This window comes from Streptomyces sp. NPDC018610, assembly GCF_044391765.1.
Lineage (GTDB): Bacteria > Actinomycetota > Actinomycetes > Streptomycetales > Streptomycetaceae > Streptomyces.
Genome location: NZ_JBISAL010000002.1, coordinates 888,093 through 905,001 on the forward strand (window position 1 = coordinate 888,093; position 16,909 = coordinate 905,001).

The 16,909-nt window shown below is 72.6% G+C and carries 11 protein-coding genes; 1 reads left to right on the plus strand and 10 read right to left on the minus strand.

Annotated elements, in window-relative coordinates; all coding sequences use genetic code 11:
• Nucleotides 1–95: 95 nt before the first annotated feature.
• Nucleotides 96–2,219, minus strand: coding sequence for a type IIA DNA topoisomerase subunit B (locus ACH5A8_RS09155; protein ID WP_398999593.1), 2,124 nt, complete (start codon nt 2,217–2,219; stop codon nt 96–98).
• Between the two features lie 438 nt (nt 2,220–2,657).
• On the opposite strand from ACH5A8_RS09155, the gene ACH5A8_RS09160 reads away from it, so the two are divergent.
• On the plus strand, nt 2,658–2,888 hold the full coding sequence (locus ACH5A8_RS09160) for a hypothetical protein (RefSeq protein ID WP_398999595.1): 231 nt from the start codon (nt 2,658–2,660) through the stop codon (nt 2,886–2,888).
• A 94-nt stretch (nt 2,889–2,982) separates the two neighbouring features.
• Here the strand turns inward: ACH5A8_RS09160 and ACH5A8_RS09165 are convergent, their stop codons facing one another.
• The 9 genes from ACH5A8_RS09165 to ACH5A8_RS09205 all read right to left on the minus strand — a co-directional run bounded on the left by ACH5A8_RS09165 (nt 2,983) and on the right by ACH5A8_RS09205 (nt 16,648).
• Nucleotides 2,983–3,843: a S1 family peptidase gene (locus ACH5A8_RS09165; protein ID WP_398999597.1), complete on the minus strand. Its 861-nt coding sequence runs from the start codon at nt 3,841–3,843 to the stop codon at nt 2,983–2,985.
• Nucleotides 3,844–3,963: 120 nt separating this feature from the next.
• Nucleotides 3,964–5,505, minus strand: a complete 1,542-nt coding sequence (locus ACH5A8_RS09170; RefSeq protein WP_398999599.1) for an RNA polymerase sigma factor — start codon at nt 5,503–5,505, stop codon at nt 3,964–3,966.
• A gap of 441 nt (nt 5,506–5,946) precedes the next feature.
• Nucleotides 5,947–6,834: a FadR/GntR family transcriptional regulator gene (locus ACH5A8_RS09175; RefSeq protein ID WP_398999601.1), complete on the minus strand. Its 888-nt coding sequence runs from the start codon at nt 6,832–6,834 to the stop codon at nt 5,947–5,949.
• 162 nt (nt 6,835–6,996) lie between these two features.
• Nucleotides 6,997–9,660: an ATP-binding cassette domain-containing protein gene (locus ACH5A8_RS09180; protein WP_398999603.1), complete on the minus strand. Its 2,664-nt coding sequence runs from the start codon at nt 9,658–9,660 to the stop codon at nt 6,997–6,999.
• Nucleotides 9,661–9,799: 139 nt separating this feature from the next.
• Complete coding sequence (locus tag ACH5A8_RS09185) at nt 9,800–10,558, minus strand: NUDIX hydrolase (protein ID WP_398999605.1); 759 nt, start codon at nt 10,556–10,558, stop codon at nt 9,800–9,802.
• Nucleotides 10,559–10,832: 274 nt separating this feature from the next.
• Nucleotides 10,833–12,464 (minus strand): DUF4192 domain-containing protein, encoded by a 1,632-nt coding sequence (locus tag ACH5A8_RS09190; protein ID WP_398999606.1) that lies wholly within the window; start codon nt 12,462–12,464, stop codon nt 10,833–10,835.
• Between the two features lie 201 nt (nt 12,465–12,665).
• Nucleotides 12,666–14,825, minus strand: a complete 2,160-nt coding sequence (locus ACH5A8_RS09195; protein ID WP_398999608.1) for a RecQ family ATP-dependent DNA helicase — start codon at nt 14,823–14,825, stop codon at nt 12,666–12,668.
• Nucleotides 14,826–15,072: 247 nt separating this feature from the next.
• Complete coding sequence (locus ACH5A8_RS09200; RefSeq protein ID WP_398999610.1) at nt 15,073–15,759, minus strand: RES family NAD+ phosphorylase; 687 nt, start codon at nt 15,757–15,759, stop codon at nt 15,073–15,075.
• Nucleotides 15,760–15,763: 4 nt separating this feature from the next.
• Nucleotides 15,764–16,648: a hypothetical protein gene (locus ACH5A8_RS09205; RefSeq protein WP_398999612.1), complete on the minus strand. Its 885-nt coding sequence runs from the start codon at nt 16,646–16,648 to the stop codon at nt 15,764–15,766.
• Nucleotides 16,649–16,909 lie beyond the last annotated feature (261 nt).

Consider the following 16,909-nt stretch of genomic DNA (forward strand, 5'->3'; position numbering starts at 1 on the left):
GGGCGTGGCCACGGCTCCGGTCCGACTCCGACTCCGACTCCGACTCCGACTGCGATCGTGGCTCCGGCTCCGGCCCCGGCGTGGACCGGAAGCGGCTACGCGTCGATGCGCGAGCGGTCCAGCGTGGCCGCGGAACTCGCGATGAACTCCTTGCGAGGCGCCACGTCGTTGCCCATCAGCAGGTCGAAGACCCCCTCCGCGGCTTCCAGATCCGAGAGGTTGATCCGGCGCAGGGTGCGGTGGCGCGGGTCCATGGTGGTCTCGGCCAGCTGATCGGCGTCCATCTCGCCGAGTCCCTTGTACCGCTGGATAGAGTCCTTGTAGCGGATGTTCTTGCTCTGGAACTCGAGCAGCTTGTCACGCAGCTCACGGTCCGAGTACGTGTAGACGTACTTGTCCTGGCCCTTCTTCGGCTGGACCAGCTCGATGCGGTGCAGCGGCGGCACCGCGGCGAACACCCGGCCGGATTCGACCATGGGCCGCATGTAGCGGTGGAACAGCGTCAGCAGCAGCGTGCGGATGTGGGAGCCGTCCACATCGGCGTCGGTCATCATGATGATCTTGCCGTAGCGCGCCGCGTCCAGGTCGAAGGTGCGGCCCGAGCCGGCTCCTATGACCTGGATGATCGCCCCGCACTCGGCGTTCTTCAGCATGTCCGTGACGGACGACTTCTGGACGTTGAGGATCTTGCCGCGGATCGGCAGCAGCGCCTGGAACTCGGAATTGCGGGCGAGTTTGGCCGTACCGAGCGCGGAGTCGCCCTCGACGATGAACAGTTCGCTGCGGTCGACGTCGTCGCTGCGGCAGTCGGCGAGCTTCGCGGGCAGCGAGGAGGACTCCAGGGCCGTCTTGCGACGCTGGGCGTCCTTGTGCTGTCGGGCGGCGATGCGGGTGCGGGCGGCGGCGACCGCCTTCTCCATGACCACACGGGCCTGCTGGGCGGCGTCGCGCTTGGTGGAGGTCAGGAACCCCTTGAGTTCCTTGGTGATCACGGTGTTCACGATGCGGCGGGCCGCCGAGGTGCCGAGGACCTCCTTGGTCTGGCCCTCGAACTGGGGCTCGGCCAGGCGGACCGTGACGACCGCGGTGAGGCCCTCCAGGGCGTCGTCCTTGACGATGTCGTCCTCGGCGACGCGCAGCAGCTTCTTGGCGCGCAGCACCTCGTTCATCGTCTTGGTGACGGCCTGCTCGAAGCCGGCGACGTGGGTGCCTCCCTTGGGGGTGGCGATGATGTTGACGAAGGAGCGCAGGGTGGTGTCGTAGCCGGTTCCCCAGCGCAGGGCGACGTCCACGCCCAGTTCGCGGGTGACCTCGGTGGGGGTCATCTGGCCGTGGTCGTCGAGGACCGGGACCGTCTCCTTGAAGGTGCCCTGGCCGCTGAAGCGCAGGACGTCGCAGACCGGCCGGTCGCTCGCCAGGTACTCGCAGAACTCGCTGATGCCGCCGTCGAAGCGGAAGGACTCCTCGCCCTTGCTGCCGCCCTCGCCGAGGCCGTACTCGTCGCGGACGACGATGGTCAGGCCGGGCACCAGGAACGCCGTCTGCCGGGCCCGCTGGTGCAGGTTCTCCAGGGAGAGCTTCGCGTCCTTGAGGAAGATCTGGCGGTCGGCCCAGTAGCGCACGCGGGTGCCGGTGCGGCTCTTGGGGATCTTCCTGGCCTTGCGCAGTCCACTCGTGGCGTCGAACTTGGCCTCCGGCCCGTTTCCGGTGAAGGCTCCGGGGACGCCGCGCCGGAAGCTGATGGCGTGGGTGTGGCCGCCGCGGTCCACCTCGACGTCCAGCCGGGCGGACAGGGCGTTGACCACGGAGGCGCCGACGCCGTGCAGACCGCCGGAGGCCGCGTACGAGCCGCCGCCGAACTTGCCGCCCGCGTGCAGCTTGGTCATGACGACCTCGACGCCGGACAGGCCGGTGCGGGGTTCGACGTCGACGGGGATGCCGCGGCCGTTGTCGCGCACCTCCACGGAGCCGTCGTCGTGCAGCACGACCTCGATGTGGTCGCAGACGCCGGCCAGGGCCTCGTCCACGGAGTTGTCGATGATCTCCCACAGGCAGTGCATCAGACCGCGGCTGTCGGTCGATCCGATGTACATGCCCGGACGCTTGCGCACGGCTTCGAGGCCCTCGAGGACGAGCAGGTGCCGCGCGGTGTAGTTGGAACCGTCCCGGTCTGCTCCTGCCAGCAGCGCTGTGGACGGCACGGACGTATCGGCGGTCACGCGGTTCGCTCCTCGCTGAATTTCAGTTGAGGCCCTGATGGGTAAGGGCGCGGCTTCGGTTGCCGCTCAGAGGGTACCGAGGCCTGGTAGAGCCCTTGTAACGCAACCCTCGGCAGCGACCCAGACTAGTCCAGAGTCGCATGCACGTTCGATCCCTCGATGGAGTGAAGCACATATCACGTTCCCTTCGGGGCATGAACCATTTAGGCTCCGGGCACGTCCTCATGAACAACCGGCAACCCGGCCGGGAGGACCGACCATGACCGACAGCGCGAACCCGTAAGACACACAGACGTAATACGGCACATTCGCCGCCAAACCGGCAACGGACAGCCGCCTCGAAAAGATTCTTCGGGGAAAAGCCGCGAGCGGGAACGTTTGGGGCTGGTTGGATGTTGACCCTGGTACGACAGCTCGTCGAGCTAGAGAAGAGGCGACGTGACTACTGTTCTGACCCCCGCGAGCCCGCTGACGGCCGCTGATCGCTGCGACCGCTGCGGCGCCCAGGCATACCTGCGCGTCGTCCTGGTGAGCGGCGGAGAACTGCTCTTCTGTGCCCACCACGGGCGCAAGTTCGAGCCGGAACTCAAGAAGATCGCCGCTGAGATACAGGACGAGACGGAGCGCCTGACCTCCATCCCGGCAAGCGCGTCCGAAGAAGAGCGCTGACACCTCGCACGACGAGCAGCTCCGGCACCAGGCCGGCGAACGGGCGGCCGCTCCTGTCACACAGGAGCGGCCGCCCGTTTTCGTCATGCTGCTGTCAGGCTTTGTCGGCCCCTTGGCGCAGCCCCTTGGACCCGTCGGCCCGGCTCAGAGTCCGCACGACGTCGGACACTCGCGTATAGACGCCGGGGCTGTCCGCGCGCCCGCAGCCGTTTCCCCAGGAGACCAGCCCGATCAGCCGCCCCTGGGCGACCAGCGGGCCGCCGCTGTCCCCCTGGCAGGCGTCCCGGCCCCCGGTGGTCTCGCCCGCGCACAGCATCGTGCTGGGCATGTACGTGCCGTCACCGTCGCCCGGGTAAGCCCGCTCGCAGCGGGCGTCGGGCAGGACGTGCACCCGCGCGCCGTGCAGGCTGTGTGCATAGGCGCCGGCGCCGTCGGTGTCCCCCCAGCCGTAGACCGTGGCGCTGGTACCGGGCGTGTAGCCGGGATCGCCCGCGCCCGCCATGGGGATGACCGCGCCGCGGGGCAGCGACTCGGCGAGCGTGAGCACCGCGAAGTCGCCGCCGTTGGTCGTGGTGTCGTAGTCCGGATTCACCCAGACAGCGCGTACGGGGATCTCTTTGCCCTGGTCGGAACGCAGGTCCGTCCGGCCGGTGATGACTCTGAGGTCGCGTGTCGGCGGCGCCCCGACCACGTCCCCGGCCAGGCAGTGGGCCGCGGTGAGCACGGCGTTCGGGGCGACGGCCACGCCTCCGCAGAACTGCCCGGCGCGGTTACCACCGAACAGGTCACGGCTGGCGAGCGCCACGGTCCACGGGCTCTGCGACACATCGACGGGAAAGCCCCCGACCACGACGCTGTCGGCGGTGGCGGGCGCCGCGTTGATCAGCGGTATCGCGGCCCCGACGGCCGCCATGACCAGCGGCCGGGCCAGTGCCCGGGCAATACGGCCTCGCATGCGCGCTCCTCACTCTGGATGATCGTTGGAACCCAGAGTCATGCAGGGGGGCGCGGGCCGCAGCACGAGGGCCCGGCTCCCCACGGGGAGCCGGGCCCTCGGTGTCGGGCCGGCCTCGACCTAGTCGAGGTAGTCGCGCAGCACCTGCGAACGCGACGGGTGGCGCAGCTTCGACATCGTCTTGGACTCGATCTGGCGGATCCGCTCGCGCGTGACGCCGTACACCTTGCCGATCTCGTCGAGGGTCTTCGGCTGACCGTCGGTGAGGCCGAAGCGCATGGAGACGACGCCCGCCTCGCGCTCGGAGAGGGTGTCGAGCACCGAGTGCAGCTGTTCCTGCAGCAGCGTGAAGCTGACCGCGTCGGCCGGGACGACGGCCTCGGAGTCCTCGATGAGGTCACCGAACTCGCTGTCGCCGTCCTCGCCCAGCGGGGTGTGCAGCGAGATGGGCTCGCGGCCGTACTTCTGGACCTCGATGACCTTCTCCGGGGTCATGTCGAGTTCCTTGGCCAGCTCCTCCGGGGTGGGCTCGCGGCCCAGGTCCTGGAGCATCTGGCGCTGCACGCGCGCGAGCTTGTTGATGACCTCGACCATGTGCACCGGGATACGGATGGTGCGGGCCTGGTCGGCCATCGCGCGGGTGATCGCCTGACGGATCCACCAGGTGGCGTACGTGGAGAACTTGTAGCCCTTGGTGTAGTCGAACTTCTCGACCGCGCGGATCAGACCGAGGTTGCCCTCCTGGATGAGGTCCAGGAAGAGCATGCCGCGGCCGGTGTAGCGCTTGGCCAGGGAGACCACCAGACGGAGGTTGGCCTCCAGCAGGTGGTTCTTGGCGCGGCGGCCGTCCTCGGCGATGATCTCCAGCTCGCGCTTCAGCTTGGGGGCGAGCTTGTCGGAGTTGGCCAGCTTGTCCTCGGCGAAGAGGCCCGCCTCGATGCGCTTGGCGAGCTCGACCTCCTGCTCGGCGTTGAGCAGGGGGACCTTGCCGATCTGCTTGAGGTAGTCCTTGACCGGGTCGGCGGTGGCGCCGGCCGCCGCGACCTGCTGGGCGGGGGCGTCGTCCTCGTCCTCGTCGGAGAGGACGAATCCGGCGCTCTCGGTGCCCTCCGGCTCCTCCGCGCCCTTGGGGTCCTCGATCACCTCGTCCTCGAGGAGCTCGACGTCGTCCTTCTTGCCGGCGGCCGTCTTCTTGGCGACCGTCTTCTTGGCGGCGGTGGCCTTCTTGGCCGCCGTCTTCTTGGCGGGGGCGGCCTTCTTCGCCGCGGCCTTCCTGGCGGTGGCGTCGTCCTCGGCGGGGGTGTCGACGGCGGGCGCCGCCGGGGTGGCGGTGGCGGTGGCCTTCCTGGTGGTCACCGTCTTGGCCGCGACCGTCTTGGTGGCGGTGCGCTTGGCCGGGCTCTTCGCTGCGACGCTCTTCCGGGTGCGCTTGTTGGGCTCCGCGGCACTGACCATCAGCGTCACACCCTCTTCCTCGAGGATCTGGTTGAGGCTGCGCAGTACGTTCTTCCACTGAGTGGCCGGAATCTGGTCAGCTTCGAAGGCCCGACGCACATCGTCGCCGGCGATCTGCCCCTCAGCCTTTCCCCGCTCAATGAGCGCCATGACAGAGACGGACTCGGCGATCTCCGGCGGGAGCGTACGGGATGTGCTGGCCGACACGAACAACCTCTCGGAACGTTGGAAAACGGCTTCCGGCCCCGTCCACAGTGGACAGGAGCCGACCACCGGCCTGGGAACGGGCCGACGGCGCGGGCGGGGGCCGGGAAGATGCACAGCGCCATGAACGGCGTCCGTATTCCCTCCGCGGCTGTCACCTCTTAGGTCATCGCGCTGTTTCCACGAGCGTTACGCCCAATCCGCGTGGCCCGAGTCACACCCCGTAAGTGCTTAAAAGCATCCATATGTGCGCAAAAAGGATCAGCTGGAGTCATCGACGGAACTCCGCCCGGAGGGTGCGTCCGCCGCCGCACGCGCGGACCCCGCCGTACGCGGAGGATCCGGCGGGGTCCAGCGGGAGGCCTCTCACCGGCCCGGCGGGGCCGCCCGAGAAGGACGGCAGGGCACAGCCGTGCCGTCCGGGCCCGAAGCAGCGCGCACGGCTCAGTGCTCGCGCGGCGCGGGCACCACCCGCTCGATCTCGGGGTGCACGGTGAGCAGCTGGCGCATGGCGCCCTCCGCGGCCGTCCCGTCGGCGGCCGCGAGCGCGTCGACGATCCGGGCGTGCTGCGCCACCGAGGTCTCGTTGGGCCGGTCACAGCCCGTGACGGGCCCGCCGGACACCTGGAGGGCGGCCGAGACGATCCCGGAGAGGTGCTCAAGCATCCGGTTGCCCGCGACCTGGATCAGCAGCGAGTGGAACTCGCTGTCGGCGCGCGAGAAGGTGAGGGCGTCGCCCTGCCCGAGGGCGTGGCCCATGATCTCGACCATGTCGACGAGGCGCTGCTGGACGTCCTCGCGCCCGTGCCCGGCGGCCAGGCGCGCGGCGAGCGGCTCGATCGTCCAGCGCAGCTCGCTCAGCTCGCGGCGCTGGTCGTCGCGCTGCGGCCCGAAGGCGCGCCACTCGATGATGTCCGGATCCAGGAGATTCCAGTCGCTGACCGGGCGCACGCGCGTGCCGACGTTCGGCCGGGCGCTGACCAGACCCTTCGCCTCCAGGACGCGGAGCGACTCCCGGACGACGGTGCGGGAGACCTCGAAGCGCTGACCGATCTCCTCGGGCACCAGCGGCCGGTCGGCGCCCAGGTCGCCGGAGACGATCATCTGCCCGAGCTGCTGGACGAGTTGGCCGTGCAGTCCGCGGCCGCGGCTGCCCGCGGCGCGTCGGCTGACGCGGCCGAGCTCCGGCTCCGCACCCTCCCAGGCGGTGCTTCCGACGCGGTCGGGAACGGGCGCCTCGGTGTACGGGTAGCGGTCGAGTTCGCCCGGGCCGACGAGACCTGAGTCTGTGGGGCGGGCGGCGGTCATCATGGTGTGCGCAAGGGTACTCACGGATCCTTTGTCGGCGTCGTCTCCAACTCCCTTGAGGTCTTTGGTGAAAAGCACACGAAAGGGTGATCGCTCACTCTGTCGCAATTGACGCCTTATTGGAAAGAAATGGACTTTCCGTGAGGAGTTGCGCACACCGTGCGACCGAGAATGTTCGGGCGCTCCTCATCGGGCGCGGCTCCGCAGCACCGTCAGCAGGTATCCGGACGCCAAGGCCACCAGCGACAACGTCAGTGCCCCGCCCACGGGTTGGGCGATCACACGGGCCGCGGCGGCCAAGTAGCGATCCCCTCCGAAGGGCCACTGCAGCAGGAAACTCCGACGCAGCCGTGCGGGGAGACCGTCCGCGTCCCATGCCGCCCCTCCCATGGACAGCCGCGCGAGCGGCGCGACGACGACCGGTACGGCGACCACCGCGGCCAGCCCGGCCGTGGTGGACCGGAACAGGCCCGCGGCCAGCAGGCCGGTCCAGGCGCACCCCACCACGAGACCGAACCAGCCCGCTCCCAGCGACAGCCAGTCGCCGGGAACCTGCGTGAGCTCCCGTCCGTAGACGAGGTAGAGCACCTCGGCGTCGCAGCCGACGGTGAGGAAGGCCAGCGTCAGCGCGGTGGCGGCGGCGACGACGAGCTTGGCGGCGAGCAGCCCGAAGCGGCGCGGCACCGTGCCGCGGTCGGCGGCGAGCGCGGGGTGGCGGAACTCGTCGCCGAAGGCGAGCGCGCCGAGCAGCCCGGCGCCGAGCGCCGCGGGCGGCAGGGGCAGTTGCCACGGCCAGGCGGCCAGCAGTCGTGGCTGCGGGCTGTGCCCGGCGGCCCCCATGATCAGGGCGGTGAGCGCGGAGACGACGAGGACGGCGGCAGAGGTGACGAAGCCCGTGCTGATGCCGGAGGCCCGGCGCAGTTCGTAGCGGAGCGGACGCAGCGGGCCGGGGGCGAGGCGTACGGAGATGGGGGGCGGGAGAGGGGACGAGGCGTCGAGCGGGGCGGCCTCCGCCGGACGCGGGGTGGGGATCGAGGGATGGCTCGCCGCGGTGTGCGGCGGCGTCGGCTGCCCGGCCGCGGGGCGTGAGCCGCCGGCCTGGCCGGCGGGGCCCCGGGAGGGCTCGGGCTGCTCCGCCTCCGGGCGGAGGCTGTGACGGACGACGGGCCCGGGGGCCGGCTCGTCCGTGCGGAAGACGGGCCGGAGCCCGCTGTCCGGGCGGCGCTCGGACATGAGGTCGTCGCCGGGGCCCGTGGACATCGACCGGCCGTCCGGGCGGGGTGCCGAGGGTGCGCCGGGACGGGTGCCGGTCCCCGAGGGCGGGTTCTCGGCGTCGGCGGCAAGGGAACGGGGCTCGGCGTGGGCGGGGCCGGGACGGCCGTCCGCGCCCGGGGCCGGGCGGCCGCCGTCGCGAACCGCCGCGCAGGCTCCGCTGTCGGCGTGCGCGGCGACGGACGTGCCCTCGGGGCGCCGCGCGACGGAGACCGCCCGGATGGAGACCGGATCGGCGGAGACCGACTCGGCCACGTCGGCCGCTCCCTCCGGCCAGTCGGTCGCGGACGCGTCCTCGAAGGAGTCGGACACGGCTTCGCCTTGGACGGATGCGGGGGCGGACGCGTCCTCGGCGCGTGCGGTGATGACGCCGCCGTCGAGAGCCGGGGCGTCCTGGGCGGCCTCGGGCGTGCCGGTCGTCGGGTCCGCGGCGCGCGCCGCGGGGGCCGGAGCGGCGGCCACCGCCCCGGGGAGCCCGGAACCGGTGGCGGCCGGCTGCCGGTCGGGCAACGTCCGGCCGGGCCGCGCCGCGCCGTCGGACGTGCGGAAGTCCGCGGGCCGTCGCACCACGGCGGGTTCGAGACTCCCGGCGGAGGAGACGCCGACGGGCGCCTGCCGCCTGTCCACGGCGACCGAGGCCGCCGTCCCCGGGGCCCGCCTTCCGGCCAAGGCGGCGACGGGGCGTGGCGCCGCTCCGGCCCCCGGTCCCATGTCCCCCACCTCGTCGGCGAGTTGATGGATCAGGATGCCGTGCCGGAACGCCGTCTCGCCGACGTCCGCGCACGTACTGCCGTAGACGGACAGACGGTTGCCGTCCTCGTGCACGACCTCCACCGAGCGGCGGTCGGTGCGCGACTCCTTGGCCAGGAGGGCCGCGAGGCGGGCCGCGTGCGGGGTGCGGACGGCGACACGGGGGCGCAGCCGGTTGCGGGCGAAGTCCGTGACGTCCTGGTCGGCGACGAGCACGCCGCGTTCGAGGGTCAGGACGCGGTCGGCCGCCCGCGCCGCCTCCTTGGGATCGGCCGTGGCGAACAGCACGGTGCCGCCCTGGGTCGCGTGGGCCCGCAGCACGCCGTGCAGCCAGCGGCCCTCCCGCGCGGAGAGCCCGTCGGCCGGGTCGTCGAGCACGAGCGTGTGCGGTTCGGACAGCAGCACGCAGGCCAGCCCCAGACGCCGGTCCGTACCGCGCGACAGAGTGCCGAGCCGCTCCTCGCGGAGACTGACGAGCCCGACGGCTTCGAGGACTTCGTCGGCGCGCCGGGCCGGCAGGCCCGCCGCCGCGCACAGCATGCGCAGATGACCTCGCACCGTACGCGCCGGGTGGCCGGGGACGTCTCCCAGCAGGGCGCCGACCTCATTGGCCGGACGCGGGATGCGATGCAGCGGCCGCCCCTTGAAGTAGGTGATGCCCCGGCCCTGTTGGAGTTCGAGCATGAGTCTGAGCGTCGTCGTCTTGCCCGCGCCCGCCGCCCCCAGGAGCGCGGTGACACGCCCCGGGTGCACTTCGAAGGAGACGTCGTCGACGGCGGAGGGAAGGTCCTTACGGGAGTCGCTGGTCAGTCCGAAGGCCTGGATCACCCGCAGCAAGATAGCGCGTTATGTACCTTTTTTCGCGATCGCGACGCGCGTACGGCACCCACCGGCGCCGTCGCTCGGCCCTGTGTTCACCCTGCGCGAGCGGGGTCCGTCCACCGGCCGATCCTCTTCCCGGCGGAGGTCAGACCTCGGGGCGGAGCATGGGCGGGTTGAGCAGAGTGGCGCCGCCGGCCCTGAAGAGCTGCGCCGGGCGTCCGCCCTGGCGGGTGGTCGTGCCCCCGGTCGGCACGAGGAATCCCTGAGTGCCCGTCACCTTGCGGTGGAAGTTGCGCGGGTCGAGCGCCACGCCCCACACCGCCTCGTAGACGCGGCGGAGTTCTCCGACCGTGAACTCCGGTGGGCAGAACGCCGTCGCCAAGGACGAGTACTCGATCTTCGAACGGGCGCGCTCCACACCGTCCGCGAGGATCCGGGCGTGGTCGAAGGCGAGCGGAGCCAACGGCTCGCCGTCCCTGCCGAAGCCGCCGTGCTCCAGCAACTCCGCCACGGGCGCCCAGCGTGCGTCACCGGCGTCACCGCCCGCCCTGGGCGCGGGCAGATCGGGGGCGAGGGCGAGGTGGGCGACGCTGACGACGCGCATCCGGGGATCACGATCGGGGTCGCCGTAGGTCGCGAGCTGCTCCAGGTGAGCGCCGTTGTCCTGATCGGGCGACGACGGGTCGTGGGCGTGCAGACCGGCTTCCTCGGCCAGTTCCCGCGCCGCCGCCTGCGCCAGGTCCTCGTCGGCCCGTACGAAGCCGCCGGGAAGCGCCCAGCGCCCTTGGAACGGCTGCTCCGCCCTGCGCACCGCCAGCGCGCACAGGGCATGGCGGCGCACGGTCAGCACGACCAGGTCCACGGTGACGGCGAAGGGCGGAAAGGCTGACGGGTCGTAGGGCATGCGGCGATCATAGTCGTCTTCCTGACGATAAACACTCCCTTCGCGGGCCGCACCGAGGGTTGATCCACTTGTTCCGCCCCGCGCGTCACGACGGCGCCCAGCCGCGCCCCGCCCCGCGCCGCCGTCTCACCGCGCCACCCCCTCTCGCCGTCTCCTCGCCCACTGCCTCCCCCTCTCCGCGTCATGGCCCCACCGCCTCAGGTCGCTCCGCGAGTCGTGGCCGCTTCCGTTGCCGCGCGGCCCGGGTCGGCCGGGCCGCTCCGTCAGGGCGCGTTCACACGTCGCCCCCGGAAATGTGCCGCCGTGGGTCCGTGACCGGCCGACGCGCGTCCCGGCGCCGTGCGGCCTCCTTCCCGGTCACGCGCGGGCGCGGACGGCCCACAACCGAAGAGGGGCCGGGCCGGTTACCGCCGCCGCGGGGCGTCACCGGGCGTGCTCCCTCGGGCTTCGGACCGGCGGCACCGGAGCCGTCCGGGCGTGGCCGCCGCCGACGGCAGGGTGTCGGCCCTGCCTGCGCCTCACGGGTGAGGCCGCGGTCACGGGCCGGCGTTTCCCGCGCCGCGGGATCCGGGGCTGCGTCGTCGCGGACAGGCGGGACGCCCTCCCCTACACCGCGCCGCGCCGCACCAGGGCCCCCGTCGCCTTCCCCGGCTCGGGCGCCTGCCCCGCCCTCGCCGTCTCCGCCGTCCTCCCGCGCGGCCGCGTCCTCCGCGCCGGTCCCGTCGGCCGTCGGGCGGGCTCGTCCCTCGCGCTCCGTGCGCAGGCAGCGCCGCACGGATTCGGGGTCCAGTCCCTCGTTGCAGGCCTGGTGCAGGAGCCGGGCGAAGAGGTAGTCGGGGTCCGCACCCAGCGCCATGGCCAGGGCCTCCCGGGCCTCGATCTCGTCACCGGCCGACCAGGCGACCCAGCCCGCGAGCGTCAGCGGGGCGGCCGCGTGCTCGCCGTAGGGACCGACACAGCGGCGGGCCAAGGCCCGCCACAGCCGGAGTGCCGGACCAGCCTCGTCACCCTCCATCCACTCGGCCGCGCGGTCGCGCGTCGTGCGGTCCTGCAGGCCGAGGACCAGCGACGCCGCCTCCTCGTCCCGGATCAACCGGTCGTCGCGGAGGTCGGCGGAGGCCCCGTCAACGGCGAAGGGCGCCTCGGCGAACCGCCGCATGACACGCTCGGCGAGGTCCAGGGTCTCCGCGGACACCTCCGCACGGCTCGCCTCGTCGAGGATCCTGGGCACCAGCGCCCTGCCCGCGGTGTCCAGCGCGCGCTCCTGGGCGCGGGCCGCGTCGGCCTCCCAGGGGAGCAGCCTGGCCCGCAGCTCGCGCAGGCTGCCCCTGACCTGGATGCCGGCGTACGTCGCCGCGGCGGCCATCACGGAGGTGCCGGGCAGGCCCATGGGCAGGCCGTCGTCGGGGCAGCACCCGACGCTCGGGCAGCAGTAGGACCAGAAGCGGCCGGCGGAGATGCACAGCGCCTCGATCACGGGAACATCGAGGCGGCCGCATTCGGTGCGCAGTTTCTGGGCCAGCGGGCGCAGCCTCCGCATGACGTCCCGCCCCGACTCGCCCGCCGAGGGCTCTTGGCAGACGAAGGCGACCATCTGCTCCGGTTTGGCTCCCCTGCGCTCGCTGCCCGTGATCAGTCCGTGCGCCAGCTGGCGTGCCGCGGACGGCCAGTCGGCCGCGTTCGGCGGGATGCCGAGCCGGGCCCGGCCGCCGAACCTGCCATGCCCGCCCCGGTCGTGCAGGGCGACCAGGACGATGCTGTCCTCGGGCGGATAGCCGAGGAGATACGGCAGCGCGTCGGCGAGTTCGGCCGGGGTGCGCAGCGTGACCTGATGTTCGGGGCCGGGGCCGTCGTAGGCGATGTCACCGTTTTCGGCGGGTCCGGTCGTTTCGCTGTGATTCGTCATGCCCAGACGATCTCGCGGAAGACAGATCTCCGCTCGCGCCTGTGGACAAGTCCCACCAGGGACACGTCAACTCACCCGGTCCCTCTCCCCGACCACTCCGAGCCACCCCCCGACGACCCGCCGAAACGCCCCGCCAGGCCGTCCGCCGCCCGGCCCTGACAAGTCGCCGACGGCTCCCCTCAAGACGGTCCCCGGGCAGGTTCAGCCCGCCGCCGCGAGGACCAGCGGAAGGACCTGTTCGCCGCCGGCCCGGCGGAGCAGCCGGGCGGCCACGGCCAGGGTCCAGCCGGAGTCCGTGTAGTCGTCCACGAGCAGCACGGGGCCGGGAGACGCGGCCAGGGTGGCGGCCAGGTCCTCCGGGACGGCCAGGACACCGGCGAGCGACCTGAGACGCTGGGCGGAGTTGCTGCGGTGTGCCGTGTGCGCGCCGCCCGAGCCGGTGTACGTGAGGGCGCCGAGGTAGGGGAGGCGGCCGATCGCGGCCACTTCCCGGGCGAGCGAGCCGATCAGCTGCGGACGGGTGAGGGACGGGACCGAGACGACGCCCACCGGCCGGGCCGAGGCGTCCGGGACCCCGGGCGCCCAGCCGCCCGGGGAGCGGGCCCAGTCGGCGAGGACGGCCACCGCGGCCTTCAGGACGTCGTCCGGGACCGGACCGTCGGGCGCGTTCTCGGCCAGCAGGGGGCGCAGCCGGTTGCCCCAGCCGATGTCCGAGAGGCGGCCCAGGGCGCGCCCGGTGGAGCACTGCTCCCCCGCCGGGATACGGCCCTTCAGGTCGATGCCGAGCGCGGGCATCCCCGTCGGCCACATCCGGCGCGGCTCGACCTCGACCCCCGGGCGGTCCAGTTCCTTCGCGGCTCCCGTCAGCGCCTCCGCCGACACGGAGGAGTCGATCCAGGCGCCGGCGCAGTTGTCGCACCGGCCGCACGGGACGGCGCCCTCGTCGTCCAGTTGCCGACGCAGGAACTCCATCCGGCACCCGGTGGTGCTCACGTAGTCACGCATGGCCTGCTGCTCGGCCGAGCGCTGCCGCGCCACCCAGGCGTACCGCTCCGTGTCGTACACCCAGGGCTGCCCGGTGCTCACCCAGCCGCCCTTCACCCGCTTGACGGCCCCGTCGACGTCAAGGACCTTGAGCATCGTCTCCAGCCGGGTGCGGCGGAGGTCCACGATCGACTCCAGGGCAGGCACGGACAGCGGCCGTCCCGCGTCGGCGAGCGCCGCGAGGGTCTGGCGGACCTGGGCCTCGGGCGGGAAGGCGGTGTCGGCGAAGTAGCGCCAGATCGCCTCGTCCTCCTTGCCCGGCAGCATCAGCACCTCCGCGTGCTCCACCCCGCGGCCGGCCCGGCCCACCTGCTGGTAGTACGCGATCGGCGAAGACGGCGCGCCCAGGTGGACCACGAAGCCCAGGTCCGGCTTGTCGAAGCCCATCCCGAGCGCCGACGTCGCGACCAGCGCCTTGACCCGGTTCTCCTGGAGGTCGGCCTCGGCCTGGAGCCGGTCGGCGTTCTCCGTCCTGCCGGTGTAGGAGTCGACCTTGAAGCCGCGCTGCCTGAGGAAGGCGGTGGCCTCCTCGGCCGCGGCGACCGTCAGCGCGTAGACGATCCCGGAACCGGGGAGTTCGTCCAGATGTTCGGCGAGCCAGGCCAGCCGGTGCGCGGCGTCCGGCAGCCGCACCACCCCCAGCCGCAGGCTCTCCCGCTCCAGCGTGCCCCGCAGCACCAGGGCCTCGCCGGCACCGGTGCCCAGTTGCTCGGCGACGTCCGCGGTGACCCGCGCGTTCGCCGTCGCGGTGGTGGCCAGCACCGGCACGCCGGGCGCCAGCTCGGCGAGCATCGCCCGCAGCCGGCGGTAGTCCGGCCGGAAGTCGTGGCCCCAGTCGGAGATGCAGTGCGCCTCGTCGACCACCAGCAGGCCGGTCGTGGCCGCGAGCCTGGGGAGCAGCTGATCGCGGAAGTCCACGGAATTGAGGCGTTCCGGACTGACGAGGAGGACGTCGGTCTCGCCGCGCTCGACCTCCGCGTGGATGGCGTCCCACTCCTCCGGGTTGGCCGAGTTGATGGTGCGCGCCCGGATGCCGGCCCGCTCGGCCGCCTCGACCTGGTTGCGCATCAGGGCGAGCAGGGGCGAGACGATCACCGTCGGGCCGGAGCCCCGCCGGCGCAGCAGGGCGGTGGCGACGAAGTACACCGCCGACTTCCCCCAGCCGGTCCGCTGCACCACCAGCGCCCGACGCCGCTCCTCGACCAGGGCCGCCACCGCCTGCCACTGGTCCTCGCGCAACCGCGCCGCCCCGCCGGGATCGCCGACCAGTTCGGCGAGGATCGCGTCGGCTTCGGCTCGGAGCTTCAGATCGTCCATGCCCCCATGCAACCCGACGGCACTGACAATCGGCCACCTCACTCCCCGTGCCGGTCCGATCACCTGATCGGCTCGCCGCATCGAGCCCCTGGCATAGGAGGAGTCCGTCAGGAGGAGGCCCCGGCATCCGCCCGGCGAGGGAGACCGTGGCGGAGCCGCCCGGGCCCTCGGCCGCGGCCCGTAAGCCCGGCGTCCGGTGGTCGCACGCGTCCCGTACGCCGGTGCCCGAAGGGCCGCGGCACCTCGTTCACCTCGCCCGGCGGGGGTGCTGCACCCGTATGAGCAGGGGTGCGAGCAAGGAGTTGACGTAGTCGCGGCCCTCCTCGGTGTTCAGCTCCAGGGTGGGCTCGGAGGACGGTTTGAGCAGGGCCGGGCCGTCCTCGCGCTCGTACAGGGCGCAGACCTCGCCGGAGACCAGGCCGGAATCCTGGCGTGACGGCCAGCGCAGCCCGACCGCCCAGGAGGCCTGCGAGCGGATCCAGGAGCCCCAGCGGCGGGTGCGGGGGTAGTCCGGGGCCTCGCACTGGACGAGCCACTTGTCCTGGCGCACGGCGGCGAGCCGGACGTTGTCGGTGAGGTCGACCAGCGGCAGGTCGACGGCCGCGACGACCTTCGACAGCGCCGCGTCACGCACAGCGGGGCGCTTGACGCGCCGCCAGCCGTCCGGCCGCACCCGCAGATCGCGGGCGAGGGTCTCGCACAGGGCGGTGAGCGGGGACAGACCCGCGTACAGATACGGCAGGTCGCGGGGGCCCAGGTCGTCCCTGATGTGGCAGAACCGGCCGCCGCCCCAGTGCAGGTCGGCCGGGATCGGCTTGAAGTCGGTGGCGGGTCGGTCGATGTTGTGCACGCGCCACAGCTCGGTGCCGGCCGGCAGCACATGGCGGTGCGGGCTGACCCGGACGGACGGCTCGGGGACGATCTGGTCGGGCACGTGGTCACCACTCCGGGAATTCGGCGCGCGCGGCGGACAGCAGGGCATGGTCCGCCCCGGTGCCCAGCAGTTCGGCGGGGGCGGCGTCCAGCCACACGTTCGAACCGAGCCACCAGTCGGCGGCGCCCCAGGGGTCCTCGTCGGCGGACAGCAGACGGTTGATCTCCACGACGACCGGATAGGGCTCCCGGGTCCGCGGATCGAACTGGAAGGCGGGGACGCGTTCCTCCTCCCGCTCGTCGGTCAGCAGGATCAGGTCGCGCGGCTCCTCGGGTGTGAGGCCGAGGGAGGCGGCGGGGACGGCGGGGGCGGCGAGCAGCCAGGCGTCATAGGCGTCGGGCCGGTACGAAGGCTCGGGCTGTCCGTCGGCGTCCGGCCGGTACGAAGGCTCGGGCCGCTCGGTGGAAAGGGGGCGTCCGGGAGGCCCGTCGTGGAGCTGGAGCGGTGTCTCGGGAGGCTCGCCGTCCCGGAGCGTGGGGGGCGCATCCGGGTCGGCCTGGAGCGTTGGGGGCGCGTCCCGCGCATCCGGGGGCGTGATGTGCGCCCCCGACGTCTCGGCGGCGCCGGGCGCACCCCGTCCGGTCCTCGTCACGAGTCCCCTGTCCTCCAGCTGCCGCAGCAACCGGTCCAGGGAGCCGCGTACGGCCGCGCCGTCCTCCGCGGTGGCGAGGTAGCGCACCCCGGGCGGGACCAGGGCCGCCCGTAGCGGGTGTTGTGGTGGCAGCAGCGTTTTGACCAGGTCACGGACCTCGTCGGCCGCGGCCAGCGGGTCCTCCTCGGCGTCGGCGAGGATCTCCAGCAGCTCCGCGCGCCCCTCGTCGTCCAGCAGGCCGTAGACCTCTGCCGCGTGTTCGTGGATCGCGTCCACCGCGTCCGCCAAGAAGGACAAGGCGATCCTCCCCCTCCCCGGAACTCCCGGGTCCCACTCGGCACCGTAACAGCACGGCAAGGGACGGGAGCCGGGTTGTGGAAAACCAGGTCGGGGGCGGGAGCCGGGTTGTGCAAAACGGGGTCGGTGACGGGATCCGTGGTGCATCATGAGCGCCTGGCATCGCCCGGGGAGGCCGTGGCACGCCGTCGACCGGCCGGGGCCCGGCCCGGGTCCGCCCGCGACGAGCCGGCCTCGCTCCCCGAGACACAACCACGACCC

What these genes read in the sequence shown, in the direction of transcription:
- ACH5A8_RS09185 (WP_398999605.1), bottom strand. Translation starts at nt 10,558, where the DNA reads ATGCCCTACGACCCGTCAGCCTTTCCGCCCTTCGCCGTCACCGTGGAC.
- ACH5A8_RS09165 (WP_398999597.1), bottom strand. Translation starts at nt 3,843, where the DNA reads ATGCGAGGCCGTATTGCCCGGGCACTGGCCCGGCCGCTGGTCATGGCG.
- ACH5A8_RS09190 (WP_398999606.1), bottom strand. Translation starts at nt 12,464, where the DNA reads ATGACGAATCACAGCGAAACGACCGGACCCGCCGAAAACGGTGACATC.
- ACH5A8_RS09195 (WP_398999608.1), bottom strand. Translation starts at nt 14,825, where the DNA reads ATGGACGATCTGAAGCTCCGAGCCGAAGCCGACGCGATCCTCGCCGAA.